Origin of the sequence: Fulvitalea axinellae, assembly GCF_036492835.1 — a bacterium.
In the GTDB taxonomy this organism is placed as follows: domain Bacteria; phylum Bacteroidota; class Bacteroidia; order Cytophagales; family Cyclobacteriaceae; genus Fulvitalea; species Fulvitalea axinellae.
On sequence record NZ_AP025314.1, the window covers coordinates 851,465 to 875,521 of the forward strand.

The window sequence follows — 24,057 nt, forward strand, 5'->3', positions numbered from 1 at the left end:
TGCCTATGTCACAATTCACAGTAAATTCCATCGACCTTATTCCGGCAAGCCATTATCCGAAGATTGCGGATAATCTGGAAGATTGTCAAACGTACCTGTACTCGGAACAACTCCACCTTAAGGAGATGTACCACGACTATGTGAAAGAAGAGCTGAAGGAGAAAGCGGAGGAGAAGAGGGCTCTGAGGTTGATCGAACAACGCAAGAGCCTCGAAGACAAAGAGTGGATGCTTCAGCAGGGTATTGCCCGCGAGATTGACCCCGAAAGGAAAGAGACCTTGCAGGCCGAGCTGAAGACTACGGAAGGGATGCTTTGGGAATTGAACCTGAAGTTGAAAAAAGAGGGTAAAGGTAACGTGACGGACGTGTTGCGCGCCAATACTAAGGCCATCTTCCTGGATACGCAATACAAGGCTTACCGCAAAGCCATCGTGATGTATCTTGAGGACTACGTGTCCACGGGCGTGATTGGCGAAGGTACCGTAACCTTCTTCGATATGGAATTCACCGCCTCGGCGGTAGCCCAAAACTAGACTCGGGCTCATCCAAACAAGAAGCCGTCCCCTTCACTCAGGGACGGCTTTCTTGTGTTTATAGGTTTTTTCAGTGATCTACTGCGTCACTTCTTCTTCCTCCTCCTCCGGGAAGAATAGCTCTATACGAAGGATATCCTGTCGTTTGATGTGCCCTTCTCCCAGATTGGCGTTTAATACCCTGTGAGTCTGAATAAAATTCGGAACTCCCGGGTTGTAAAAATATTCGTATATGTTTTCGTCCTGAATGTCAAAGACTGCGTCTTCCAACTTCAGGCTTATCTCTTCTTTCTCGCCAAGTTGCATTTGTTGAAAAAGTGTCTTGATCAATTTGAGGGCGCTTTCCTGATCCGCTTCCGACCTTTGAGAAATAATACAATAACCGTTTGCGGTGTCTACGTCATGTAACTTAAACCAACTTTTCGCTGTTATTGGGCCTGAACTGAATGGAACGGCGAATTCATCATCGTATTCGATAACCTTATTCGCTAAAAAGGAGACGCCCATGGGGAAATGGAAGACCGGGAGCTCCTTGAGCATAGCCGTCTCAATGCCGGCTTTTGTTATAAATGAGGTCTTTATGGGTTCAAGAAGTTGTTTGACTATCTTTCGTCTCTTTTTGGGCGTTGACTTTATCAACTCGTCAAACACTATTTCCGTTTTGTCCGCAATCTCCTTCCAATTCTCAACGCCTTGATACGTACCCAACTCATCGGTGATATATATGACATCCAATTGCTCAGGCTCTTTCGCCTCCGGCAAGGCTTCCAGACTGAATTGTTTCGCTATTCTTCGGGCCAAAATATTCTCAAAGCTCCATTTTACTTTGTAGGAAGTCTCGGTGGAATCAATTACCGTAAATTTGGCGGTGTATTCGATGGAGTCATTTTGTTGCAAAACATCATCTTTCCATTTCCGGATGATTTTCGTTATCCTGAAATCATAGGAGTCGCCAACCGACCAGTACGCTATAAAAGGCACCTCAAGGCTGTCCGAACTTGCTGGGTTTGTTATGGTTTGCGTTTCGCTCCCCTCTTGCGCCATCAACGGCAAAATACAAAGAGTCCAAGCCATTACGGCCAATAAAAGTGTTCTCATTAGAATCAACTGAAATTTAGATAAAAATAGGCTACCGGCATTTGCCAGTAGCCTTTGATATTTACGAGGCAAATAAAGCCCAATTATTCCAGCCCGCAAAGAAGCTTCGTAAAAAAGCGTTTTCGGACGGTTAGCGCTAAGCCGGTTAGCCCGAAGACAATCATTATTGTAACCAAGGAGTCGATACCTTTGGGGAAATACTGCATGCCGAAGTAAATCGAGCATCCTGTTATCAACTCTATAAGGCCAAGCGAAGTGGAGGCCCATTTCACGGGGAGGTAACGGGTCAATTGGGAATAAGCCACGGGAGTGATTAAAGAGTCCGCAACGGCAAATAAGGCGAAGCTTAGAAAGAGGAGGGAGTTGACTGTTTGCGGATCAGGATAATCGTTGTTTAGGGCACTTGACGGTATAGCCGTAACTAGACACAGGATAAAGCCTGCCATTAAAAAGGGGCGTATTTTGGGCTTGTTCAGCACAGCCACAAGCGCGATAACGACTCCAGTGGCGATTATCGTCGTCTGCATACTGAAGCCGGTCAGCATTCCGTAAAGTGTCGCCCCGTCAGGTTCGTCGTGAGTGATGAGGCCCGACGCGTGGGAAAGTTGGCCTCCGGCGATTATTGTCACTATGGTATAAAGAAGGGCTAGCAGAGCGACACTTTTTATCCATCCGAGACCTTTTGTGGAAAGCTTCAGTTGACTGTCGAGTTCCACTTCCCGGATTTTGCCTTTCAGGAGAAAAAACAGCAAAAACCCTGCGCCGGATAAGATGGTGGCGGTAAGGATATTCGCGCGCATTTGCTCTTGTTCGTAGCCGAAAACAAGGATGGCCATATTGCCGAGTAAAAACGAGAGAACGGAGCCGATATAATTCAAAGAGAAACCGATATGGCGCTTTGAGTCCGACTTCAGGTACATACGGCCGATAAGTATACGGATATTTACGTTAACCAAACCGCCTCCGAGGCAAACACATATAAGCCCTAGCCATAAGGCGATGCCCGGGATAGCCGAATAAAGAAGAGCGAAACCTATTACGCTTAGTAAATATCCCAGTATGGTTCCGCCTTTATGGGTTAGCCATAAATCGCTTACTATGCCCGCTACAAAGCGGGACACACTATTGGACACGACCATTGCGGTATAAAATATTGCAAGACTCTCTCTTGACCATCCGTGTACCTTCAGCAAATAAATGGTGAATATTCCCAATACTCCGTAATAGCTCAACTGGTTTAGGAATAATGATCCTGCAGTAGCTCCCAATCCCCACCCGGGATTGGGGCTTTTCTCTTTTTCGGATACCGCTTGGTCAAGCGGTATGGCACCTAAACCCATTCCGTAACTGTTTTCCATATTGAAATTGAAAGATAGCGCTTAGCCAGAGTGTTGACTAAGCTTAGCCAAGAAGTTATATTAATTACTCAATACCCCAGAACAAGCGTTTGAAAAAAGGAGGCTCTCCAACGCTCAGTTCGTTATTATCCAGAGTCGGGTTTTGGGATAAAGGCGAAGCCTTATGTTGGTCCATGCATTTAGTTGTTAGTGTTTGAAAAAGCCCCGAAGGGTTTCGGGTCACTTAAAAAACATATTGACTAATATACATGACTAAGCGGTATAAAGTAAATAGTAAAGCTGAAAGAGACTGTTCAAAAATGATTTGGAAATCTATGACTCAAAAAATTGATTATCCGCAGGCTTTTAATGATATGTTTGAGATGAAAAGCCGTCCCCTTCACTCAGGGACGGCTTTCTTGTGTTTATAGGTTTTTTCAGTAATCTACTGTGTCTCTTCCTCGTCAGTAATCCGGTCGCCACAGCCGGAGCAATAAGGCAGATGCGCAAAGTTTTCCGTTTCGCAACGCTTACATTTCTTAAACAGTTCCATACCGCAGTATCTGCAAAAATCGGCTACCGCTTTGCCCGTGCCCTTGTCCCACTGCTTTACCAAAAAATCTTTGCCGCAGGAAGGGCAGGCGTGTTCGTTTAGGGCTTTTTCGGCAATTTCCGAAACCACTTTTTTGGCCCGCTCTTCGGTTGACGCTTTCAGTTCTTCTTTGCGTTTCGCCACAAAAGCCCTGATCTTATTGATGCCGTAGCCTCCCAGCAAAACACTCAGTACAATACCCACGGTATAGCGAACATAACCGCCATAATGAGGCAGATAAGGAATCAGGCCTACAAAGAAGGAGTAAAAGGAAAAGAGCACGTAGCCCAGAAACAGTGGCCAATACTTATGATTCCGGAATTTGATGATAAAGTAAATTCCGAGGAGCAATATGGGTAGAATTATCAGCAAACGACCCAGAAAGACCTTCAGGTCATAGGCCCGGTAAGCTTCGGTTTGTTCGTCTTTCGCGCGTTTTGTCTCTTTATTGATTTTATCTTGAAACGCGTTGCGCCGTTTCTGTAGCGTTTCGATTTCCGTAGTAATTCCGGACAGTTTTTTGGCCCAGGCCTGAGCCGTCTTATGATATTCGTCGAGTTGTTCGGCCCTGCTCAATACGGCTTGGTCTTCCGTAGGCGAACCGATAACTGTACGGGCCTTTAGCCAGTTTTCGTAAGAGCTTTTGGCGTTGTTATAATTCGCCTCGGCTAGGTCCATTGCCTTTTCCGTCCGCTGTTTATTGTCTAGAGCCAAAGCCCGCTCTTCGTCCAAGGCGACCATCGCGGCTCTACTGTTGGCTATTAGGGTGTCGTTTAGAAACTGGGAGGTGCGTGGCTTGTCTCCCCAGTCTTCCATATCCCGCATGACTCTTCCAGAAAGGGAGATCAAAAAAAAGCAAAGCACCAAAGCGATTACGATATTCAATAGCTTGGATAGGCGTTCTATTTTTTTGCTGAAAATCTTCATAAGTAAAAAGGTTGTTGTTGATTCAAAAATGAGGACTCAATCTTACATGAGGGCAAAACTAAAAACATTTATTGATGGCCTCTAAGCAATAACTTATTAACAAAGGCTTTTACGTCTTCATCCTCTGATTCAAGCAAAGAGAACAGGTATTTGTCAGCTTCTGGGTTTCCTATCTTCTTGAGCGTTTTTAAGTGCGGAAATACGTTTGTTTTTCCTATATTCCGAAGTCTCAATCCCTTTCTCTTTTTCATTCTGGATTCAAAATCCGTAATGATTACCGGCACCGAGTCGTCGGTTTTTAGGTTCCCAAGACCAGTGATCGCAATTATTTTAAACCCTTGGTTCCTTGGCTGTGTGTTAGGGTCCTCTATTAGCCGGACAAAGAATTTAAAGTCATCCTCATAGCTTGGGAATGCGGCCAAATATTTCAAGCAGGCTTTTTGGGTTTGCCACAAGCTGTTGGCTCGGAATTGGGCTCTGAAAAAAGTCTTGAACCGCTCTTCGTTTATTCCGTTCCTGATAAGTATATCGACTATTATGGAGTTTAAATGGGCGGAATCAAGAGCCAAGGTTTTTATCTCATTAAGAAAACTGGCCGAGGTATCGGCTTTCATCATATTAAATGCCGCACTGGACAGTCTTTTGTCTGAATGCCTTAAATAAGGGGAAATTACCGGTTTGGTCTTTTCAAGGTCTTTACCCTTCAGAGTCGAAATAAGGGATCTTATTATTTTGGGTTTGTCGCCACAAAGCTGAATTGTCCGCAACACCTCATCCACCGCGTTTCCGGATTTTATAAGAGGGCACTTGGGAAAGTAAAAAATATATGCTTCGGGTATTCTTTTTTCTTGGACAAGTCGCAATCCGTAGAGATTCCAGCCGGGCCTTTCGGACCTGAAAAATGCGTTAAGAAGATCTTTGGAGACCGGAGCGTTGGTCCGGGTTTGTTCCATAAGGTAAACTGAATCCTCTTTTGTGGGGCTATTGGCCAAGAGGTGAAGCATTTGGACGCCGAATTTCGTCCCTTCCAGTCGGCGGCTCAGAGGCAAAAGATTACCTTGTTTTAGATAACCCAATGCGTAAAGGGCGTAAAGTGACTTTTCGGGTGACCATTCCATAGCTTTTTCCCGGAGCAGACGGACAGTTTTGGGAGTATTTCCCGTTGAGGCTAATAAACTGCCTGCAAAATATTTTGCCCCATGCTCATCCGTATTAATGCGCTTGTAACAGGTGTTTCTTACCGAATCCGAATTGAGTTTTACAAACGCCTGGGCAAAGTGGCTATGGAAAATTAGCGAATCCTTAGCTAAATAATCGAAAAGGCGGGTAGTCTGTGGAGTCTTCATATGCAGTAGTGCGATATACATACGGGATCTACACCCTTTTTCCTTTTCCGTGTCAATTCTATCAAAAAGTTTATCCAGATATGTGGTGTCCCCGGTACTGGCGATTAAAGAGTAGGATAACCTCCTGTGATAGATGTTGTCGGAATTATATAGCTCCCGAAGTTTCCTTTTAAAAACAGAGTCTTGCTTAAGAGATGACAATGGGTAGGGGGAGTCGCTGAAAGGTTTTCCGCTGATGGCTCCAAACAACCTGTTGGCTTTGCTGTATGGAGTCAACATTTCGGGGTATGACCTATAAAGCTTATCAGACTCTTGTTTGGAAAAGTCCTGACGGTAAGCCTTTTCCAGATCGGAAAGAAAGGCGTCGCTCAACTTGATCTGTGAAAAGCAGACATTCGTGGTCAGCAAAGCGATAACAATTAAAAAACACCTCATAGCGTCTTGTCTAAAAACTGAGTTAAATGATTTTAATCGGTGGTAGGCAAACCAATAGCGGTTATGCGTATAGTAAAGGTAAATTGGGGTGAGCGAGGAGTCCGTTAACCCAGGTTAAGAAGTGACAGGCATATCCTGAAAAAATTGGAATGGAAAGGGAGCTTAGCTAAAAATTGATATGTTTGAAAAGCAAAAGCCGTCCCCTATGCGTGAATAGGACGGCTTTTGCTTTTTATTGAGAGATATTTATTCCACACCCTTAAACAGTCGTCCGAACAACTCGGGTTTTCTGGCTATAAAAAACCAAGTTACGCCGATAACCACAGCTAGTGCAACTCCGAAGACTATGCCCTCGTATTCAACGGCCGTTAGGGCATTGGAGATAAGCAACATGTAGCCTTTCGCTATACCGAAAGCGGTTGATGACCAACGTGTGGGACTTATGCGGGTAATGTGCGAGTAGAGCATCGGCCTAAGCATCACTTCGGCTACAGTCCCCATCGCCAAGCCGAGCAGGACCAATGGGAATGCGGAGGTCAGGATCTCGCTGGCGACAAACCAGCATAGTCCAGCTCCTGCCAATATTGCGAAACTCCATGACATAAAATTCGGGAGTCGGTGGGCGTTCAGTTTGGCGGTAATGGCGAGCATGATTATGCATGCTGTGAGCGACAGGAAAGCCGTTCCGCTAGAGAAAAGCATTGTGGCCGGAATGGCGGTGGAGAAATTACTGAGATCGAAAGCCAAGGAGACTGCGCTTACGTTGAATCCTTTCGATGCCCAGACCAAGACGAAAGCCGAAAGGGCCAGAAAGAATACGGTCTTTTGCCATCCTTTTGTGCTTGCGGGCGAGTCGGTACCTGAATTTTTGGCGTTTTTCTCGTCTTTAAGCTCTATCTCTTTGATATCTTTTCTAAGGATAAAGAAGAAGACAAGCCCGGTTAATGGCAGTACGGAAAGCATCAACAGTATGTTGGCGGGGCGCGCCATATACAGATATGTGGCAAACCCTCCCATGATGAAACTGCTCAGAAACGAAACCAGTGTCATGGCGTAAAATGCGGAATGACGTTTGGGGTCGGCTTTGGAATACAAGCGGCCCGTCAATACGTAAAGGTTCAGGTCTATGGCGGGGGAGCCTAAGCAGATTAGTCCCAAACCGCCCCAAAACAAAATGTTGGATGTGGAAAGATGGGCGATTAGCAACCCGGCCAGACACAGGGCGAAGCCGATAAGGACGGCGTTTTTTTGTTTCAGGTATTTATCCGTTAGCGGCCCCATTATAATGTATCCCACTGCCACCAGGCTAAAAAGTAGCCCGTAGCCGATCTGGGACTCTTCTGTGGTTATATTTTTTACATTCAGTAGAAAAAGGATGAGGATGGACCTGATACCGTAATACATTAGCCTCTCGAAAAAAAAGGATCCCCACAAGGCTGTTTTGCCCAATGCCCTGTTGGGGTTCGGGGTCAGGGACAGTTCATTGCCGTCAAGGCTTTCCGATAAAATCGCGGAATGTTGCTGAGTCATAGGATGGTTGTTTATATTCGAAAAAGCACCGAGGGTAATCGGACTACTTTAAAAAGTATATGCCTAATATGCGAAAATTTAGGCGCTATCGGAAAACCGTTAATGGAATAACCAAGCCACTCTAATGACTTTTAGCGAAATCAAGGATAAGGAATACGTCAAGCGCGTGGATACTGCGTTAAGGTATATCGACTGCCGTTTGGATGAGCGTCTGACACTCGAGTCCGTGGCGACGGAAGCCTGTTTTTCTCCGTATCATTTTCACAGGATATTCAAGGTTATCATCGGCGAGCCGCTCAACGCCTACATTCTCAGAAAGCGCATTGAGAGGGCTTCCGCTGAGTTGATGCACCGGCCGGAGACAAGCGTGGGGGACGTGGCTACCCGTTTCGGTTTCGGGTCGAACTCTTCGTTTACTCGGGCTTTCAAAAAGCATTACGGCGTTAGCCCCACTGAGCTTCGGGAGCGTTTGCCTGGCAAGTTTAGCAAGATCGGTATAAGCGAAAGCAAGATCGGACAAAAGACTCTGATCTTGGACGAATACATTCGCAATATCGAAAACCATTTAAACTGGATTATGAAAAACGCTAAAATCGAAATCAAGGAGACTCCGGATGTCCGCATCGCTTGCCTGACGCATATGGGGGAAGAAGGAGTGGAAAAGGCTTTTGGGGAAATCATCCGTTGGGGCGCTCCGAAGGGGATTACGGGCAGGCCGGAAACGCTAATGGCCCGTGTCTTCCACGATAGCTTTCGGGTGACGGCTCCTGAGAAAGTAAGGATGAGCATAGGTGTAGTCACCGACGCCCCGATAGGCGAGGAAGACAGCCCGGTAAGCGCGGAGGTGATAGGCAAGGGCCGGAAGATAGTGGCCGGAATGGAAATTCCTGCTGAGGAATTCGGGAAGGCATGGAGTTCTCTTTTCGTCTGGATGACCGACAATGGGTTTAAGAAGTCCGAAGATGGGAATCCGTTCGAGATTTACCGCAACGATCCCCGGGAGCATCCGGAAGGTAAGTTTCTGGTGGATTTGTGTATTCCGATCGAATAACGATATTTGGGGGCGGACTATCGGCAGAACACTTTTTTGCGTTGGTCCGCCACTTTTAAAGCCGGGGGCTCTTTTTCATCTTCGAACCGAAATCCATAGGCGTTCCCGGCAACAAATAACTTATCGTATTATATGCTTATTGAATTGGCTATCGGAGACGCCTACGGGGCGGGCTTCGAATATGTGAAACCTGAGATTATCACCAAATACAACAATCTGGAATACCGGCAACACCCTACGCACAAAGGCACAAAGCCCGGTATGTACACCGACGATACCCAAATGAGTCTGGCCATTGCCGAGCTGATGGTGGAGGAACTGGAGTGGACAAAGTTAAACGTCGCCAACAAGTTTGTGGAGGTTTTTAAACGGGACGTCAGGGAAGGTTACGCTTCCGGCTTTTATCATTTTCTGACCAAAATGAATAACGGCGAGATGTTTCTGGAGAATATAAAACCGTATAGCGACAAGAGCGGTGCGGCTATGAGAGCGCCTGTGCTCGGGATTTACAAGGACAGGAAAGAGGTGCTGGAGAAAACCGAAATACAGGCCAGCGTTACGCATGATACCAAAGACGGCATCAACGCGGCGAAAGCGTCGGCCATGATCGTTCATTTTTTCCTTTGGGAATCGGGTAAGAAAAAGGATTTGGCAAAATACCTCAAAGACCACGTGAAAGGGGATTGGGCCAGCAGATGGACCGGGAAAGTCCGTTCGAAAGGTTGGATGAGCGTGCGTGCGGCCATCACCGCGATCCAGGAGGCGGACAGTATGAGCGATTTGCTGACAAAATGTGTGGCTTATACGGGCGACGTGGATACCGTGGCGGCGATCGCGTTGGCGGGCGGAAGTGTCTGCAAAGAACTTAGGAACGATTTGCCCGGCTGGCTTTATTCCGGAATGGAGGACGGGGAGTTCGGAAGGACTTATATCGAGAGTCTGGACAAGGAATTAAAAGCGTTTTATCTTCAAGGAAAACAAGATCTGCCTTTATGAAAATGGTAGAACGGCTCCGAGGCCGGATGTGAAAAATAGAACCACCCGCCAGTATGGAAAGGTATTCCTGCTGGCGGGTGGTTACGCTATAAGCCTTGGACGGCAATCTGTAAATTGGGCCCTAGGTTTTATTTCTTCGAATAATAGATTTGGCAATACAATACGCCGTCGCGTTTTAGGTCTACCCGTAGGCGGTCGCTATCCTTGTAAAGAGTGAAGTCTTCGAGACCTTCGTCATTCTTTTTGCCTTGATAACGCATGGTCACTGTTTCGGAACTTTCTTGCCAGCGGTAATCGGGGTCAGCCTTCTTTTTCCATTCCGTGGCTACGTATTCGGCGGTTTTTTCGCTTTTGCGTCGCCAGTTGGCTTGGTGGCAAGCGCCGTCCGCCCCGAACTTGTAGCCTTCGAATTCGAGTCCCACTTTTCTTCTGGAGATAAAATGGTCCAATTCTTCCATCAACAGCGCCAGCTCTTTGTCGTTCAAATCGTCGGCATCGGCTTTGGGCATTCCCATAAATTCCATAAAAGCCAAGGGACCGTTTTCAATTTTATATTCGCATGGTATCCAGATACCTTCCACTCCCGGAAAATCGACTTTCTTCGAATCTGTCATCTCCTATCACTTCAGAATTAACAATTACAAAAAACACGGCAACCGTAACGCCGAACAAAAAATCCCTATTCGCAATCAGGTATCGCTCATCGTCCTTATTCAAAGGCTTGTGCCGGCAAAATGTTACCGTGGGGCAAACGTAAGGCGTTTATTTTAATAAACCGATACGGTTCTTAACGAATTTTAATGACATTCCGCATTCAAAAACGATAACCCGAACATATGAAGGTTTTACATGAGTGGTTTTGGGCGAATAAAGTTTGGAGCTAAATTATTGTCCTGAGTTACACACTTTTTTAAAATAAAAGGCGAACGATATGGCTGAATGGTTAATCGAAAATCCGATAGTAACCGGGGCGTTAACCACACTGCTGATGTGGTGTGATTATTTTCTTTCCATTACGCAGGAAAAAGAGCGACAGGCCCATTATTATGCCCATTACAAGAGTTATCCAATTAATACCATTGAGGGGAATCCCACCGTACGGCAAGAAATCTCCAAACTTAAAATTATAAGCGTAAAGCATTTACCCTTTGCGGTGGGTCTCGGCGTATTAGTGGCAATCGGGCTACCGTATATTCCGGTTGAAATAGCTCGATTCTTTTTGGGCTTTCTTTGGGGGACGTACCTTATTGTAAACACCCAGCATATCAGCAACCTTATTGGGTATAGAGTGAGCAAGAAAGGAGTGCACGGCTGTATCTGGATGCATCAGAGAGTGGGGTATTATGTACAGGCCGGGAGATATTTCACCACCGCCCTTTTTCTGCTAGTTCTCTCTGCGCTGGTCCAAGACTTAACGCTATACGGTGTCACGGCGGCGGCGTTTAATTCTTCCTTTCGAATGTTTATGTGGGTTAAAAAGGTCCCGAAGATTGAAGCCGGGGACCCCGTTCCTGCTCATTTCACGGATGAGGGGACAACGGTTAGCGAATAGTTCATAGGTTTGCGGGCTAGGACAAGAATCAAAACGTATATCCGATATTCAGGAATATCCGGAACTTGTCGTCATTGGTGCCCATAAGCGTGATACTCGACGGTCCGCCAAAGGCATAGGAACCTATGGTCAGGGCGTAACCTACCAAGGCGCCGGACTCTTCGTCGGAACCGCTGCTCAGGCGAAACAGCTGGTCGGTATCTTGTCCGTAGGTAAGCCCCGTGATCTCCGGCACCAAATATATTCCCCTTGTGGGGCTGTACTGTAAGCCGACATCCGCCGAAACGAACTGTCTGGCCTGAATACTGCGTGGTTGGACGCCGAGGAAAGGCACCTGATTGACCCTGAACTCGTTGATGCCCCCCAACAGAAAAGAGCTGTTTCCGCCCATATTGTCCAAAAAGTTCAGGCCTCCGCGGGCGCCAAACTTAAAGCTGAGCTTTTTGTCGGAAATCGGAATCCGGGCGGAAAAACCGCCTTCAAACCGTATGGCGTCGTCGGCATGAAGTGCTTGTTTGACTTTGTTCCGGGTGTCCGGACTTTGGGCTTTTACGTCCAATCTCTGTTTGTTGAGCATATAGTAAGACCCCCTGAATCCGGCTCTGGTGCCTTTCCAAGGGAAGTATTGCCTGTCAAAGCTGTTGAATTCGTAAAAGACGTCAAAACGGTTATTGGTTATCTTGTTCTTGATGTTGATGTCATTTTCAGGTGCCAGAGGGTTATCTATCCGGGCATTACTTTCATAGTATTCGTAGTTGGTGGCCAGACCGAAAGTGTGGTTCAGCTCGCTTTGGTAGGCTACGTACAGTTTTCCCGCAATGTAATCTGACTTTTGCGGAGGGATTTCGTCTCCTTCGATAAGCAAAGGCACCTCGGCGCGTTCGTAGTCGCCGGCTAGGCCTATCACGTAGTTTTGTTTCCGCCCAGCGTACACTTCGTAATTTCCCCTGACAATCGGGTATTCCGATAAATTGGTTTTCAAGTTTATCTTCGTGCGTTTGCCTAGCAAGTTATGCGCCGACCAACCCACGATCAACCCGATATCCTCATCATTGTCGTAATGGATAGCCAAGCCAATGCTGGACCCGGGTCTTTCTTCCAGATTGATGGCTAGCGTTACGTCTCCGTTGTCCGAAGGTAACATACGGTAGGTGATTAGGCTGTAAAATCTGGTGCCGTACAATACCCGGATACGGTGTTGAAGTTGCTGTAGGCTGATGCTTTTTCCGGGTTTGATCCCCAAACGGGAAAGCACGAAATTACGGCTGGTGAGTCTGGTGCCGGAAACGCTGACCTTGCTGATCTTCACGATATCTACACGCATCGGTTCGGGCGTGTTCTTCGCGGAGCTTGGGCCGTATTGTTTCATGCGTTCCGCCAATGCCTGCAGTTGTGGCATTATACGCCTAACAGACTGCCTGCCGTATGAGATAATGGAATCCGTTTCGAAAAAATCCGCCGCGCCCAAGCCTTTCAGGTCATGATAAAGATAAACGTCGCAGATTTCCACTTCTTTCGGATGGTCCTCCAGGTTTTTGAATGATGAACATTGGTCCAATATGGCGCCGAAGGAGTTAAGCTCTTTGTTGGTCTTGTATTGACCCGTCACGTCAGAACCTATAATGATGTCGGCTCCCATTTTTTGCAAGTCCCGGGCGGGGAGGTTCCGTACCAAACCGCCGTCAACAAGTAGTTTGTCACCAATGGTTACAGGCGTCATAATCGAGGGAATGGCCATACTGGCGCGAACGCTTTTTACCAGGTCGCCGGTATCCAGCTCCACGGCTTGGCCCGTCAGGATATCGGTGCCGATACAACGGAAGGACCGTGGGAATTTGGAGAAATCCCGTGTTGCATAGGCTGGCGCAAATAGTTCGGAGAGCTTCAGGTATAGATTCTGCCCGGCGATTAGGCCTTTGGGCAACACCACTTTTCCTTTTTCGATCGGCACTTCGACCAAGTATTTTTCGTAATCCCCTTTTTCGTTAAAACCGACACTGTTTAGGGAAATTTGATTGGTCAGCATGTCTTCCCAATCAATCTTTTGGGCTATCCTTTCGATTTCCTGCCCATTGTGACCGATGGCGTACAATCCGCCCACTATGGAGCCCATACTTGTTCCCGTAACGTAATCGACGGGAATACCGAGGCTATCCAAGGCTTCCAGTACGGCGATATGGGCCAAGCCTTTGGCTCCGCCACCACTCAATGCCAGACCGATTTTCGGCCTTTTTAATCCTTCCCCGCTTTGCGCGTTTGTCATAGCGCAAGTACCCAGCAGACACAATAGCGAAAGAGCCAATGACTTGAACCTCGGCATAATGTCGTTTCTTTATTTTTAACAAATTTCAGCCAGTCTCAAACAGACGGCATTCCCAAATTTAGGGACATTTTATATAGAAAATGGTTGGAATCTGAAATGAAAATGACCTGTACGATTTAATTAAGTCCCGTTTAGCCTTACTTGTAGAAGTGATCAAATGTTTGCCTTGCCTGAAAAACAAAAATCCCGCCTACGTGTCAGCGTAGCCGGGATTTTCTGTTTCCGAAAAATTGGGATGTTTTATCTGCCGAAGGCTTCTACTTCGTCTTTCAGGCTGGTGCCGAATACAGGGAAGCCTACTTTAATTACAGCGTAAAACCCGCGTTCCGCAATGCCGGGACGATAACCGATCTCACCTCCGTAAGACCAAGTGAAAGTCCTGTTGAATTTACCGTTGATGCCCGCCCGGTAGCCGATTGTTGTCGTTTTCACTGGCGAGGTGTCTATGCGGACGTTTTGGTAAAGCAGTTCGTCAAATTTGTTGTAAGGCATAAACAGCAAATCGGCGAAGACCTCGATCATGCGGTCGTCCATCAGATTGCCGTAGGTTTTGTCGGGCTTTATGGCAATGTTGCGGATATAGCTCATAGAGGCGCCTACATAACCGCCCATTGAGCGCATGCCTCCGTAAACGGTAGAGTTTTGGTCTACAAACAAATCGCCGCTTGTCAGGCCTTCGGGGTAAAGCTTCAGGCCGTCTTGCGATTTGAGCGTACGGTTCATGTCCACGCCCGTGTTGTAGTAGATACCACCCAGTCGCGCGCCGATGATCTTGCGGACTTTGGCCGGAATACGGATTTTGTCCGGCACTTTGGCGGCCCACTTATTTCCTTTTTTGTAAGACGAACGGAAAAGGATCATCCGCGTTTCGGCTTCTTTTTCCGAATCAGAGATATGGTAGGTGGCGCCAAACTCGGCGTATACGAATTGGCCGGGGTCGCTTTGGGCATTATTTTGATTTGCGGCCGCGTTGCCTACGCCTTCCGTTACGCTGGCGTAACTGGTGCGGGCGTTAGCCATAAAGTGCATTTGGTTTTTCATATAATACTCCACCTCCAGTCCGTAGCCCGCGGTGGTGTTGGTAGCGAAGAGCTCGCCGTATATAGGCTGGATCTTCACGAAAAGTTTATGAATAACCGAAGGCTCGTCGTAGAGCGTCGAGTATGTTACGGCCCGGGGCTTTTTTTGGGCCCAAGCTCCAGTTGTATGCGCCAGGCAAGCCATCAGTGCCAGCAAAAAAAATGCGTAGCGTTTCACGTTCATAGGTTTTTTCGGGATATGAAAAACCAGTGCCGTTCCGGTATGTCCGTTTTTGTAGGTCACGCCATAGGCACTATAAAATATATGTGGTTGAGTTTAATAAAATTAAACAGCCCAAACAAATTTATAGGTTCTTCCGGCAAAAATTAAGCTTCCAAGAGGATTCTTTGGGCCCCGAACCTGTTAATAGGCTTGTTTTGGTCCGAAGGCTCGCGTACTTTGCCCACTCAACAGTTTCCTATAAAAGTCATGAAAAACAGACACTTTTTTCTGGTCGCCCTGTTTTGGGTCGCCTACCTCTTTTCGTTCCAAACCAAGGCCCAGAGCCGGATACTCGAAAGCTTGGCTTTCAAAAGCGATATTCTCAAATCCGAGGTGAAGTACAGCGTGTACCTTCCCGCCGATTACGCCGTGTCTAAGCGAGATTACCCAGTGCTATTCCTGTTACACGGCTACACTGGCGACAATACCGACTGGACTCAGAAAGGCGACATCCAACATATAGCCGATGAGATGATCAAAAACGGGGAGCTGACTCCTTGTGTCATCATTATGCCCGACGCCGGCAACTGTTATTATCTCGACAGTTATGACGGGAAGTGGGATTATCACAAAATGCTCGTCAAAGAGTTTGTGCCGGCTATGCGGAGTGAATACCGATTACGGGATGGTTCAAGGTACACTGCCGTGGCTGGCCTGTCGATGGGAGGGTTTGGAGCCACGCTTTTCGCAGCGAAGAATCCTGATGTTTTTGGTCAGGCCGTGGCCCTAAGCGCGGCGTTTTGGACTGACGAGAGACTTATCGGCTTAGACCAAAAAGGATTCCAACGCAGTTTCGGGCCACAATTGGGCAATGACCTGAAAGGGAAGAAGCGCGTCAGTGGACTATGGAAGGAGTTCAGCCCTTTGATTCTCTTCAAAACGGCTGACAAAGACAAGATGAATACAGTGCGTTGGTACTTTGACTGCGGTGACGACGATTTCCTTTATATAGGGAATGACCGGATGCATACGCTTTTGCGCAACAGGGGTATCCGCCATGAGTACCGTATGCGTGATGGTGCGCACAACTGGGCGTATTGGCGTTCGGGCATACGGTTGGGGCTGGCTTTTCTAAATGAGGGATTTACGAACTAATAAATACTTTTACGCTATTGTATTGGGATGAAGTACACTTTTGAGAATATCACGGCTTTGGTTCTTGGTCTAATCGGAGTCGTTTCCCTTATTATTTGCATTGTTTTTTCTTACGCTATTGAACTCCAGCTTTTTCTTGGCATTATAGGAGTGGGAGGTTTTGCTCTGGTCAATCGAAAAAACAAAGAGTGGGGGACTTACTGCCTTGCTTTCCTTTTGTTATTGGGCTCGTTCCATTTAGTGTCGTTCTATTTTTTCCAGCTATACTATACTGCCAATATCGGTTTATTTGGAATAAATTTGATAGTACCTACGGACCCTGTTATTCTTGTCACTTTCATCGCTTTTGTTATAAAGAGGTGGTCAATCTTCCGTAAACATATAGAGGGAAAACAAGATCAAGATGAGGAAGAGTTGAAAAGTGTTAAGGCTTCGGATCGACTTTTAGCTAGGTATTCCAAAAAGAGTACGGATGACCTTTTGGAAATAGCCGAAAACCCGGACCGGTATACAGCGGAGGCGGTAAAAGTGGCTAATGATTTGTTGGAGAAAAACGCCAAAACCGAATAGTTTGCGAATAAAACAAAACCCGGGGATTTCCACCTGAAGACGGAAACCCCTCGGGTTTTCTACCAATTGTTCAGTCTAACTGCTCGTTAACTTATTTCGGAACGGCGGTGAATACCTGCATAAGGTCCGAAGTGTTGTCGTTGGTTACCGTCAGGCTGGCGGGTACGAAGGTGTACTCATCCGATACCGGGCGAATGGTTACCGTTTCGCCGTCGTTCATCGGGAACGAGAACTCCGCGGATGTTTTGGCCGTCACCATTTCTTCGGCGTATTGGCATTCCCAAGTCCAGTTGATCAGTTTGCCGTCTTTTTTCAGCAACAGGTTGCCGTCGGCGGTCCTGATTTCGCCTTTGAGCATTTCCTTGTCGTTCAGTTCGCGGATTACGGTATAGTAATTTCCGGAATGCACGCTCGGGAAATCCACGATTACACGCCAAGGTTTTTTTCCGTTAAGCTTCCATACGTCATCCACGAAAGGCGCCAAGCGCGAAGGGTGGTTCAGGTATTTGGCCCGGTCGGCGTCTCCGTAACCGAAAGTACCCGTGATGCCGTAGCGTTCCACGCTGAAGAATTTCTTTTCGGAAGGAGAACTTTGGGGCTTGTGGTCGCCGTTGTCCGAATATCCGCCTCCGAAGGTGTGGCGATCCAATGCGCGACCGTAAGCGGATCCGTCGATATGGCGGGTAATGACCACGCGCTTGCCCGACGCTACAACTTCCTCTTTGGTCGGGTACGGATTCGACTCGTCATACTCGTAGATATGCTCGTCCAGGCCGGCTTCCCGGATTTCTTTGTCTAGCGTACTGCCCGATACCGTGGTCTCGAATTTCAGGAATACGATTTCTTGTGGATTATCCTCTATAAACTCGGTGATTTCCGCCAAGACATAATGCGCCAAACGGCTCCCGTTAAACCCGTTGGTCATCTTGCCGTGATACACCGACACGTCCTTTTTGAACCAAGTGCGTTTCTCGTGGATATCGATTTCGACAGCGCGAATCCCTTTCTCGAACTGCTCGGGCATATCGTCAAACACGTTAGATTTGCTGAACGTACTGCCTTTGTAATTGTAAGTGTTGTGGGTGGCGGGGAAAGAAATCTCGTTAATTGTCCGATCGTCCCTATCCACTTTTCGCAACGGTTCGGCCTGAACAGATACCTGTTGGGCGCTGGCCGTCTTAAGCCCGATATCGCCCATGTTCGCGTCCATACCGGACTCTTCTAATCCTTGGTCGCAGGAAACCATAGCCCCGGCCAAAATCAACGGAAGGTAAACCTTTTTCATAGAATGAAATTTTGTGTTTAGTTGTTGTTTTGTCGATCGCAACAAACGGTTACCACGCCGTTTGGATTCCGATCATTGGGGAATATATACAGTTTTTCTATATGTATGATAATAAATTTATTTGAATTTACACGGGAAGGATTCCGGCAACGATCCCATTTGTTTTATTCTAAAATATAACGACAAAAAAGATCTTAAATTTCAAATAATCGCATGCGTAGGAGGTTTGTATCAATAATCAGGATCGAACAATACCGGTTTGAAAGACAAAAAAGTCCTAAAAACACTCTGCATGTTCAGGGAAATAATGCAAATGAATGTTTTGGGGCCTAATCGAGAGAGGATTTCCTTTTTGGAGAGAAAGCGAAATCAAGCTACTTTTGGGGAAAGTTTAAAACGATACGAAACAATGGCGGAAAGTCTTATAATTGACGCTTCGGCGAGCAAGGCCGAAAAATACGAGCAACTGATACCCCAAATCAAAGCGCTTGTTACGGGCGAGGAAAATATGGTTGCGAATATGGCTAATGTATCGGCCGCGTTGCGGTCGGTTTTCGGCTTTTTCTGGGTTGGATTCTATATCGTAGAAGGCGAACAACTCGTGCTCGGGCCGTTCCAAGGGCCAATCGCTTGTACCAGAATCCCGAAAGGACGAGGCGTTTGCGGTCAGGCTTGGGAAAAAGAAGAAACCCAGTTGGTACTGGACGTGGACGCATTTCCGGGGCATATAGCCTGCAGTTCGGCTTCGAAATCGGAGGTGGTGGTGCCGGTAATTTCCGGCGGAAAAGCGATCGCCGTACTGGACGTGGACAGCGACAAGCTTAACGATTTTGACGAGACGGATAAGAAATACCTGGAACTTCTGATGAAGGAGGTTTTCTAAAGAAAAGTATAGCGGGTTTTGCCCGGCAATAAAAATAGCGGTGTTCCGTAACCGGCGTTTTGCCTGTTCGGAGCACCGCTTTTTTTGTATTCGACATAGGGCAAGTAAGAGGGGCCTGAAGCTACCTTACCTTATATCTCGACATTCTATTGAATTAACGGACTAGTAGCCCGGGTTTTGTGTCAGGTTTTCGTTTTTCTGGATATCGCTGTAAGGTATCGGCGCCAGGTAGTGTTTCTCCAAAAAGACCTGAAGCGGGCGGTTATCCACTACGTGCTTCATGTTATAGTTTAGGCTTCCGTCGTCGTTTTTGGTTACCACTACGCCGTGGAAGTATTTGCCGTCAAGCACCTCGATACTTTTGCGCCAGCGGATCAAATCCCACCAGCGGTGGTCTTCGAAGGCCAATTCTATACGCCTTTCGTGCATGAGTTCCTTGCGCATCTCCGCCTGTGACAGGCCGGGCTTAATATTCGGCATATTCACCCTGTCCCGAATCACTTTTACGCTGGCGTACACAGTGTTGGAAGCCGGGCGCAGTTCGTTTTCGGCCTCGGCCAAATTGAGGTACATCTCGCCTAGGCGGAACATTTTCCAGCTTACTCTCGATTCGCCACCTTTTGGGGCGATGGCCGACTTCTCGTCCAGGTATTTCCTGCAATAGTAGCCCGTAATACTGTGAAGCCCCGTTTTGTTGATGGCGTCCGGGCCGTCCGGGCTTACGGTATTCATGGCGCGGCCTTTGAACACGGCCCCGTTGTAGAGCACCGAGGCGTAAAACCTCGGGTCCCTGCCTTCGTATGGCTTTTTGGCGTCGTAGCCGCTGGCCGCGTCGGTAATCGGCAGTCCGTTGGCCATGTAGTAGGAGTCCACGAGTTCCTGTGTCGGGTTTGTCTGTGATCCCCAGTCGGCCCTGTAGCTCCAAGGTAGGTTGTAGAGGTCGTAGCTCTGGCCTTTGTTGGCCTTGCCGTCGAACAATATTTCAAAGATCACCTCCTTGTCGCCTCCGTAAGAGCCGAAAAGCTTGCCGTAGTCGGGGCTCATCTCAAATTTTCCCGATTCGATTACCCTGCGGGAATAATCGACGCACTTTTCCCAGCGCTTGGCGTAAAGCATGGCCCGGGAGCCTAAGGCCCAACATGCTTCCTTGGATATTTTTCCGTTAAGGATATCGGATTTGCTTTCCAAGATATCGTCAATCTCGTCAAGTTCGCTGTCGATAAAATCCCAGACGTCTGTCGCCGGAGTCCGGGGAGTGAGGAAGTCGTCGTTGATAGTTTGCGCTTTGGTAATCAACGGCACGTCGCCGTAACGTTTCACCAGCTCGAAGTAGAATTCGGCGCGGAGCCAACGGGCCTCGGCCACGGCCGTTTTCTTGAAGCTCTCGTCCATTGAGCTTTCGCCCACTTTCTCGATAAACTCGTTCGCCTTCCGGATGGACTTATACTTGTGCCACATTCCTATCGGATTGTTCGAGGGACCGATCAGGCCGGGAACAATGACTTTTTGCGATGAAATCCAGCCCGACTTTGTCCGGGCGTTGTCCGTTACGCAGTCGGTCATATAATATCCGCCCAAAGGGTGAGGAATCTCGTCGTGGATTTTGTTCAGGAAAGCCTGGGCCAGGTTTTGGTCGGAGTAAACCGCGCTAGAGGAAATCTTGTCGAGGGGTTCCCTGTCCAGAAAATCGCTTTGGCAGGAAACGCCCAAGACCATCAGAGTAAAAATATATGTTAGTCTTACGTATTTCATATGTGAGAATTTTTTAGGTAAACAATCTTATCCGGCACCGGCCGGAAGGCATGTCAAAGCGTTATGTTTACGCCGAAAGTGTACGCTTTCATCTCCGGATATAACGGGTCGATGTAATCGTCGTCCGTGATGTTCACCAAGTTGGTGCCTGTGAAAAACACCCGTACCGATTTCAGCCCCGCGTATTTCAGAACGGGGGAATCGTTGAGATCGTAGCCTACAGTCAGGTTTCTGAGTTTTAGGTATGACGCGTCTACAAGCCAGAAATCGGATCTGCGGGCGTTGTTGACCGGCGTGCCGACACCAAGGCGCGGATATTTGGCTCCGGGGTTTTCAGGCCGCCAGCTGTCTGACAGACGGCTTTGCGAGTTGCCCCGGTTGACGAAAGGGTTCATCGGCAAATACTTCTCGAAATTGCCGGCCCCTTGCCAGTTACACATCAGGGAGAAATTCTTGTAGCTAAGCGAAAGGTTCATGCCGTAGATGATTTCGGGCACACCGCTTTTGCCTATGTGTTGCTGGTCGTAGCCGTCGATAATGCCGTCGGGCTTGTCGTCCGGGCCGCTGATGTCGCGGAATTTGATATCGCCGGGGCGGATTGTTTTGTTGCCGTTGCCGTCCTGTACGTGCCAGTTGTCGATTTCCTCCTGGTTTTGAAACAAGCCTTCCGATACGTAGCCGTAGAATTGGTCAAACGCCCGGCCGGTTCTCTTTATCCTGTCCGCCACGTTTTTGGCCTCGTCGATTTCGATCACTTTACTTTTCACCCAAGTGAACGTTCCGCCGAGATCCCACTTCAGGTCTCCGGCCTGTCCCCTGTAATTCAGCGCGGCTTCGAGGCCTTTGTTCTCCACTATCCCGAAGTTTTCGTGGGGAAGATCCGCCCCGAAGGTTTCCGGAGTGGAGGCGTTTCTTGGCAATAGGATCTGCTCGGTCCTTTTGTGGAAATATTCGATTGATCCGTACAAACGGTCTTGGAAAATACCGAAGTCGGTGCCGATGTTATAGTCGGTGGCCACTTCCCAAGTGATGTCCGGGTTGGCCAGTTTGGTCGGGTTGATCCCTATCTGGTAATTGCCTCCGTAAATGTAACCGTTCTTAAACTCAAAGCCCGAAAGGTATTGGTAGGCAGGCACCCGGTCGTTGCCCACTTTGCCGTACGAGGCCCGGAGCTTCAGGTTGGATATAAAGCTCGCGTTGTCTCTCAGGAACGGCTCGTCGCTGATTCTCCAGCCAAGGGACAGCGCAGGAAAGAAGCCCCAACGGTTGTCTTTGGAGAAGTTGTAGGAAGCGTCGTACCTGCCGTTGAGCTGAACCAGGTATTTTCCGTCATACGAATAGCTGACACGTCCGGCGTAGCCTAAGCGGGCCGTTTCTCCGGCGGAGCCTCCGGTGCGTTGGTTTAGCGAGCCTCCGGCAAATATTTGGTCTATTTTGTCAGTGATAAAGCCTTCTCTGTACGCTTCTATCCAGCTGTTTTTGTCTTCGTAAGATTCGGCCAGGGCCAGTACGCTGACGCTGTGTTTGCCGAAAGTTCTCGCGTAGTTTACGCTGGCCATAAGAGTCAGAAGCTGGGCTTCTCTTTTCCTTTTTGTGAGCTTGGTAGTGTTTTCCGACATCTTGCTGGTGTACGTGTCGTTGGTTTTGTCATGCACCCAAAATTCGAAAGGCTTTACCAAGTACGATCTGTCTTCGAAGGTTTTGTCATACGTAAAGCGTCCGTTCAGGGTCAGGCCCTCGACTTTCGGAACCTTGTACTCAATACCCAGATTGCTTTGGTAGAAAGAGTTTTTGATTTTGCCGTATCCCGAGTGCAGGGCTCTGCCGATGGGGTTGGTGTTCAGGCCGTTGAATCCGAGCCCCTTTTTCACTACACCTTCCTTGTTTACGTAAGCCGAATAAGTCGGCAACGATTCGCCAATGTTGTACCAAAGGTTGGTTTTGCCCGGCTCGTTGCGCTCCTCTTCCCTATACGCCAGGTTGGCGGTCAATTTTATCTGAGGCGTCACTTGGGCGCTAATGTTCGAGCGGATCCCGTATCTGCCAAAGTCGGTGGACTTCAACAGCCCGTCCTGTTCCATCAGGTTGCCCGAAACGAAATACCGGATCTTGTCGCCGCCGCCTGTCACCGACAGGTTGTGCTGCTTGCGTGGAGCGCTTTTGTCGATACAGGCGCGCCACCAGTCGCTTCCTTCGTAGCCGGGAGCCCCTATTCTGAATTTCTCGACTTCCTCGTCCGTGTATTCCGCGTTTTGCCCGTCGTTGAGTTTCGCTTCGTTAAAGTATTTGGCGTACTCGTAGGCGTTCATCAGCTCGGGCTCTATGGTGGCCTGCTGGATAGAGAAAGAACCCGAATACGAGATTTCGGCTTTGCCCTTCTCCCCTTGTTTGGTAGTGATCAGCACAACTCCGTTGGCCGCCCGGGCTCCGTAAATGGCGGTGCTGGCCGCGTCTTTCAGGATTACGATATCCGCGATATCGTTAGGGTCTATCCTTACCCACGAGCGGGGGATTCCGTCAACAAGAACCAGAGCGTTATTATTTCCGAAAGTACTTTTGCCCCGGATGGAGAATGATCCGGCGTCGAGGCCGGGCTGGCCGGTGCTTTGTGTGGTGATAACGCCGGGCATCCGGCCTGCCATCGAGTGGGTGATCGACGTGGGCATGTCTTTGCTCAGCGTAGATCCGCTTACTTGGGCTACCGCTCCGGTAAGGTCCTTTTTCTTCTGGACTCCGTACCCGATCGTTACGACTTCCTCCAGTTGCGTCTGGTCCAATTCGAGGCTAACCACCAAGTCGCTGACGGCTTCCGTAACCTTGAACTCGTAGGGTTTGAACCCCACGAAACTGACCTGCAGGATGTCTCCGGGGTTAACGTCGAGTGAAAAATTACCGTCGATATCTGTCGACGAGCCGTGGGTTGTGCCTTTTACCACAACGTTAGCTCCGATAATCGGCTCTCCCGCGTCGTCTTTTACCGTTCCTTTTACGGGCACCTTGCTTTGTTGCGGAACAGGTTCTTTTTCGGCCTTGGTAGCTTTTTTGGGGAATATGTATACTCTCTTGCCGTCTATGTCATATTCCAAGTTTGTGTTTTTCAGAAGGACATCCATAATCGAGGAGATTGTGGTGTCCGAAAAGTCATAATCGACCTTGAGATTGGCGTTCACCTCGTTGTCTTTGTAAAAAAACTTCATCCCGGTTTTCTTCCGGATTTTCAACAAGGCTTCCTTTAACGTCATGCCTTGGGTGACGCTCAGCGTGAATGTTTCGGCTGTCGGCACTTCTTTTTCCGTTGCGCCAGCAGAAAGCGAGCACATCAGCAGCGTTATAAAAAAACAGCCGATCGCTTTTCGAAAAAACGTTTTGGGCCTAACCCTTAGGTAAAGTTCACTCATAGCTTTGGGTTTAAAAATTGACAATATGGTCCTGTGCCGTAAACTGGGGTGT

The 24,057-nt window shown here is 48.1% G+C and carries 18 protein-coding genes; 7 read left to right on the plus strand and 11 right to left on the minus strand.

Translation table 11 applies throughout. The annotated features are described in order from the left end of the window. Window positions 1-5: 5 nt before the first annotated feature. On the plus strand, window positions 6-533 hold the full coding sequence (locus AABK39_RS03540; protein ID WP_338393540.1) for a hypothetical protein: 528 nt from the start codon (window positions 6-8) through the stop codon (window positions 531-533). A 78-nt stretch (window positions 534-611) separates the two neighbouring features. Here AABK39_RS03540 and AABK39_RS03545 read toward each other — a convergent pair whose 3' ends face one another. The 5 genes from AABK39_RS03545 to AABK39_RS03565 form a co-directional block, all read right to left on the minus strand. Continuing rightward, on the minus strand, window positions 612-1,631 hold the full coding sequence (locus tag AABK39_RS03545) for a hypothetical protein (protein ID WP_338393541.1): 1,020 nt from the start codon (window positions 1,629-1,631) through the stop codon (window positions 612-614). An 83-nt stretch (window positions 1,632-1,714) separates the two neighbouring features. Then, a complete protein-coding gene (locus AABK39_RS03550) occupies window positions 1,715-2,989 on the minus strand; it encodes an MFS transporter (protein WP_338393542.1) in 1,275 nt (424 codons plus the stop codon). Between the two features lie 424 nt (window positions 2,990-3,413). Continuing rightward, complete coding sequence (locus AABK39_RS03555) at window positions 3,414-4,487, minus strand: hypothetical protein (protein ID WP_338393543.1); 1,074 nt, start codon at window positions 4,485-4,487, stop codon at window positions 3,414-3,416. A gap of 68 nt (window positions 4,488-4,555) precedes the next feature. Then, on the minus strand, window positions 4,556-6,268 hold the full coding sequence (locus tag AABK39_RS03560; RefSeq protein ID WP_338393544.1) for a hypothetical protein: 1,713 nt from the start codon (window positions 6,266-6,268) through the stop codon (window positions 4,556-4,558). Between the two features lie 246 nt (window positions 6,269-6,514). After that, the gene (locus tag AABK39_RS03565; RefSeq protein ID WP_338393545.1) at window positions 6,515-7,798 is read right to left on the minus strand and encodes an MFS transporter; all 1,284 of its coding nucleotides are present in this window, start codon (window positions 7,796-7,798) and stop codon (window positions 6,515-6,517) included. A 124-nt stretch (window positions 7,799-7,922) separates the two neighbouring features. On the opposite strand from AABK39_RS03565, the gene AABK39_RS03570 reads away from it, so the two are divergent. Further along, window positions 7,923-8,849 (plus strand): AraC family transcriptional regulator, encoded by a 927-nt coding sequence (locus AABK39_RS03570; RefSeq protein WP_338393546.1) that lies wholly within the window; start codon window positions 7,923-7,925, stop codon window positions 8,847-8,849. 132 nt (window positions 8,850-8,981) lie between these two features. After that, window positions 8,982-9,845 carry an ADP-ribosylglycohydrolase family protein gene (locus AABK39_RS03575; protein WP_338393547.1) on the plus strand — a complete coding sequence of 288 codons (864 nt, stop codon included), beginning with the start codon at window positions 8,982-8,984 and terminating at the stop codon, window positions 9,843-9,845. Window positions 9,846-9,973: 128 nt separating this feature from the next. On the opposite strand, the gene AABK39_RS03580 is transcribed toward AABK39_RS03575, so the two are convergent. Beyond that, window positions 9,974-10,459, minus strand: coding sequence for a hypothetical protein (locus AABK39_RS03580; protein ID WP_338393548.1), 486 nt, complete (start codon window positions 10,457-10,459; stop codon window positions 9,974-9,976). A gap of 317 nt (window positions 10,460-10,776) precedes the next feature. On the opposite strand from AABK39_RS03580, the gene AABK39_RS03585 reads away from it, so the two are divergent. After that, a complete protein-coding gene (locus AABK39_RS03585; protein ID WP_338393549.1) occupies window positions 10,777-11,397 on the plus strand; it encodes a hypothetical protein in 621 nt (206 codons plus the stop codon). 28 nt (window positions 11,398-11,425) lie between these two features. Here AABK39_RS03585 and AABK39_RS03590 read toward each other — a convergent pair whose 3' ends face one another. Together AABK39_RS03590 and AABK39_RS03595 are read right to left on the minus strand one after the other, a co-directional pair. Then, window positions 11,426-13,717, minus strand: a complete 2,292-nt coding sequence (locus AABK39_RS03590; protein WP_338393550.1) for a patatin-like phospholipase family protein — start codon at window positions 13,715-13,717, stop codon at window positions 11,426-11,428. A gap of 243 nt (window positions 13,718-13,960) precedes the next feature. Beyond that, window positions 13,961-14,983, minus strand: coding sequence for a hypothetical protein (locus AABK39_RS03595; protein ID WP_338393551.1), 1,023 nt, complete (start codon window positions 14,981-14,983; stop codon window positions 13,961-13,963). 246 nt (window positions 14,984-15,229) lie between these two features. Here AABK39_RS03595 and AABK39_RS03600 point away from each other — a divergent pair, with 246 nt between their 5' ends. Both AABK39_RS03600 and AABK39_RS03605 read left to right on the plus strand, forming a co-directional pair. After that, a complete protein-coding gene (locus AABK39_RS03600) occupies window positions 15,230-16,117 on the plus strand; it encodes an alpha/beta hydrolase (protein WP_338393552.1) in 888 nt (295 codons plus the stop codon). Between the two features lie 27 nt (window positions 16,118-16,144). Further along, window positions 16,145-16,687, plus strand: coding sequence for a hypothetical protein (locus AABK39_RS03605; RefSeq protein WP_338393553.1), 543 nt, complete (start codon window positions 16,145-16,147; stop codon window positions 16,685-16,687). A gap of 91 nt (window positions 16,688-16,778) precedes the next feature. Here the strand turns inward: AABK39_RS03605 and AABK39_RS03610 are convergent, their stop codons facing one another. Further along, complete coding sequence (locus AABK39_RS03610; protein ID WP_338393554.1) at window positions 16,779-17,972, minus strand: phosphatidylinositol-specific phospholipase C domain-containing protein; 1,194 nt, start codon at window positions 17,970-17,972, stop codon at window positions 16,779-16,781. A 409-nt stretch (window positions 17,973-18,381) separates the two neighbouring features. On the opposite strand from AABK39_RS03610, the gene AABK39_RS03615 reads away from it, so the two are divergent. After that, the gene (locus AABK39_RS03615) at window positions 18,382-18,855 is read left to right on the plus strand and encodes a GAF domain-containing protein (protein WP_338393555.1); all 474 of its coding nucleotides are present in this window, start codon (window positions 18,382-18,384) and stop codon (window positions 18,853-18,855) included. A 162-nt stretch (window positions 18,856-19,017) separates the two neighbouring features. Here the strand turns inward: AABK39_RS03615 and AABK39_RS03620 are convergent, their stop codons facing one another. After that, window positions 19,018-20,607 (minus strand): RagB/SusD family nutrient uptake outer membrane protein, encoded by a 1,590-nt coding sequence (locus AABK39_RS03620; RefSeq protein ID WP_338393556.1) that lies wholly within the window; start codon window positions 20,605-20,607, stop codon window positions 19,018-19,020. 53 nt (window positions 20,608-20,660) lie between these two features. Continuing rightward, window positions 20,661-24,005, minus strand: coding sequence for a TonB-dependent receptor (locus AABK39_RS03625; protein ID WP_338393557.1), 3,345 nt, complete (start codon window positions 24,003-24,005; stop codon window positions 20,661-20,663). Between the last annotated feature and the right edge of the window lie 52 nt (window positions 24,006-24,057).

What these genes read in the sequence shown, in the direction of transcription:
- AABK39_RS03610 (WP_338393554.1), bottom strand. Translation starts at nt 17,972, where the DNA reads ATGAAAAAGGTTTACCTTCCGTTGATTTTGGCCGGGGCTATGGTTTCC.
- AABK39_RS03565 (WP_338393545.1), bottom strand. Translation starts at nt 7,798, where the DNA reads ATGACTCAGCAACATTCCGCGATTTTATCGGAAAGCCTTGACGGCAAT.
- AABK39_RS03550 (WP_338393542.1), bottom strand. Translation starts at nt 2,989, where the DNA reads ATGGAAAACAGTTACGGAATGGGTTTAGGTGCCATACCGCTTGACCAA.
- AABK39_RS03615 (WP_338393555.1), top strand. Translation starts at nt 18,382, where the DNA reads ATGGCGGAAAGTCTTATAATTGACGCTTCGGCGAGCAAGGCCGAAAAA.
- AABK39_RS03555 (WP_338393543.1), bottom strand. Translation starts at nt 4,487, where the DNA reads ATGAAGATTTTCAGCAAAAAAATAGAACGCCTATCCAAGCTATTGAAT.
- AABK39_RS03620 (WP_338393556.1), bottom strand. Translation starts at nt 20,607, where the DNA reads ATGAAATACGTAAGACTAACATATATTTTTACTCTGATGGTCTTGGGC.
- AABK39_RS03560 (WP_338393544.1), bottom strand. Translation starts at nt 6,268, where the DNA reads ATGAGGTGTTTTTTAATTGTTATCGCTTTGCTGACCACGAATGTCTGC.
- AABK39_RS03545 (WP_338393541.1), bottom strand. Translation starts at nt 1,631, where the DNA reads ATGAGAACACTTTTATTGGCCGTAATGGCTTGGACTCTTTGTATTTTG.
- AABK39_RS03585 (WP_338393549.1), top strand. Translation starts at nt 10,777, where the DNA reads ATGGCTGAATGGTTAATCGAAAATCCGATAGTAACCGGGGCGTTAACC.
- AABK39_RS03605 (WP_338393553.1), top strand. Translation starts at nt 16,145, where the DNA reads ATGAAGTACACTTTTGAGAATATCACGGCTTTGGTTCTTGGTCTAATC.
- AABK39_RS03570 (WP_338393546.1), top strand. Translation starts at nt 7,923, where the DNA reads ATGACTTTTAGCGAAATCAAGGATAAGGAATACGTCAAGCGCGTGGAT.
- AABK39_RS03625 (WP_338393557.1), bottom strand. Translation starts at nt 24,005, where the DNA reads ATGAGTGAACTTTACCTAAGGGTTAGGCCCAAAACGTTTTTTCGAAAA.
- AABK39_RS03590 (WP_338393550.1), bottom strand. Translation starts at nt 13,717, where the DNA reads ATGCCGAGGTTCAAGTCATTGGCTCTTTCGCTATTGTGTCTGCTGGGT.
- AABK39_RS03595 (WP_338393551.1), bottom strand. Translation starts at nt 14,983, where the DNA reads ATGAACGTGAAACGCTACGCATTTTTTTTGCTGGCACTGATGGCTTGC.
- AABK39_RS03580 (WP_338393548.1), bottom strand. Translation starts at nt 10,459, where the DNA reads ATGACAGATTCGAAGAAAGTCGATTTTCCGGGAGTGGAAGGTATCTGG.
- AABK39_RS03540 (WP_338393540.1), top strand. Translation starts at nt 6, where the DNA reads ATGTCACAATTCACAGTAAATTCCATCGACCTTATTCCGGCAAGCCAT.
- AABK39_RS03575 (WP_338393547.1), top strand. Translation starts at nt 8,982, where the DNA reads ATGCTTATTGAATTGGCTATCGGAGACGCCTACGGGGCGGGCTTCGAA.
- AABK39_RS03600 (WP_338393552.1), top strand. Translation starts at nt 15,230, where the DNA reads ATGAAAAACAGACACTTTTTTCTGGTCGCCCTGTTTTGGGTCGCCTAC.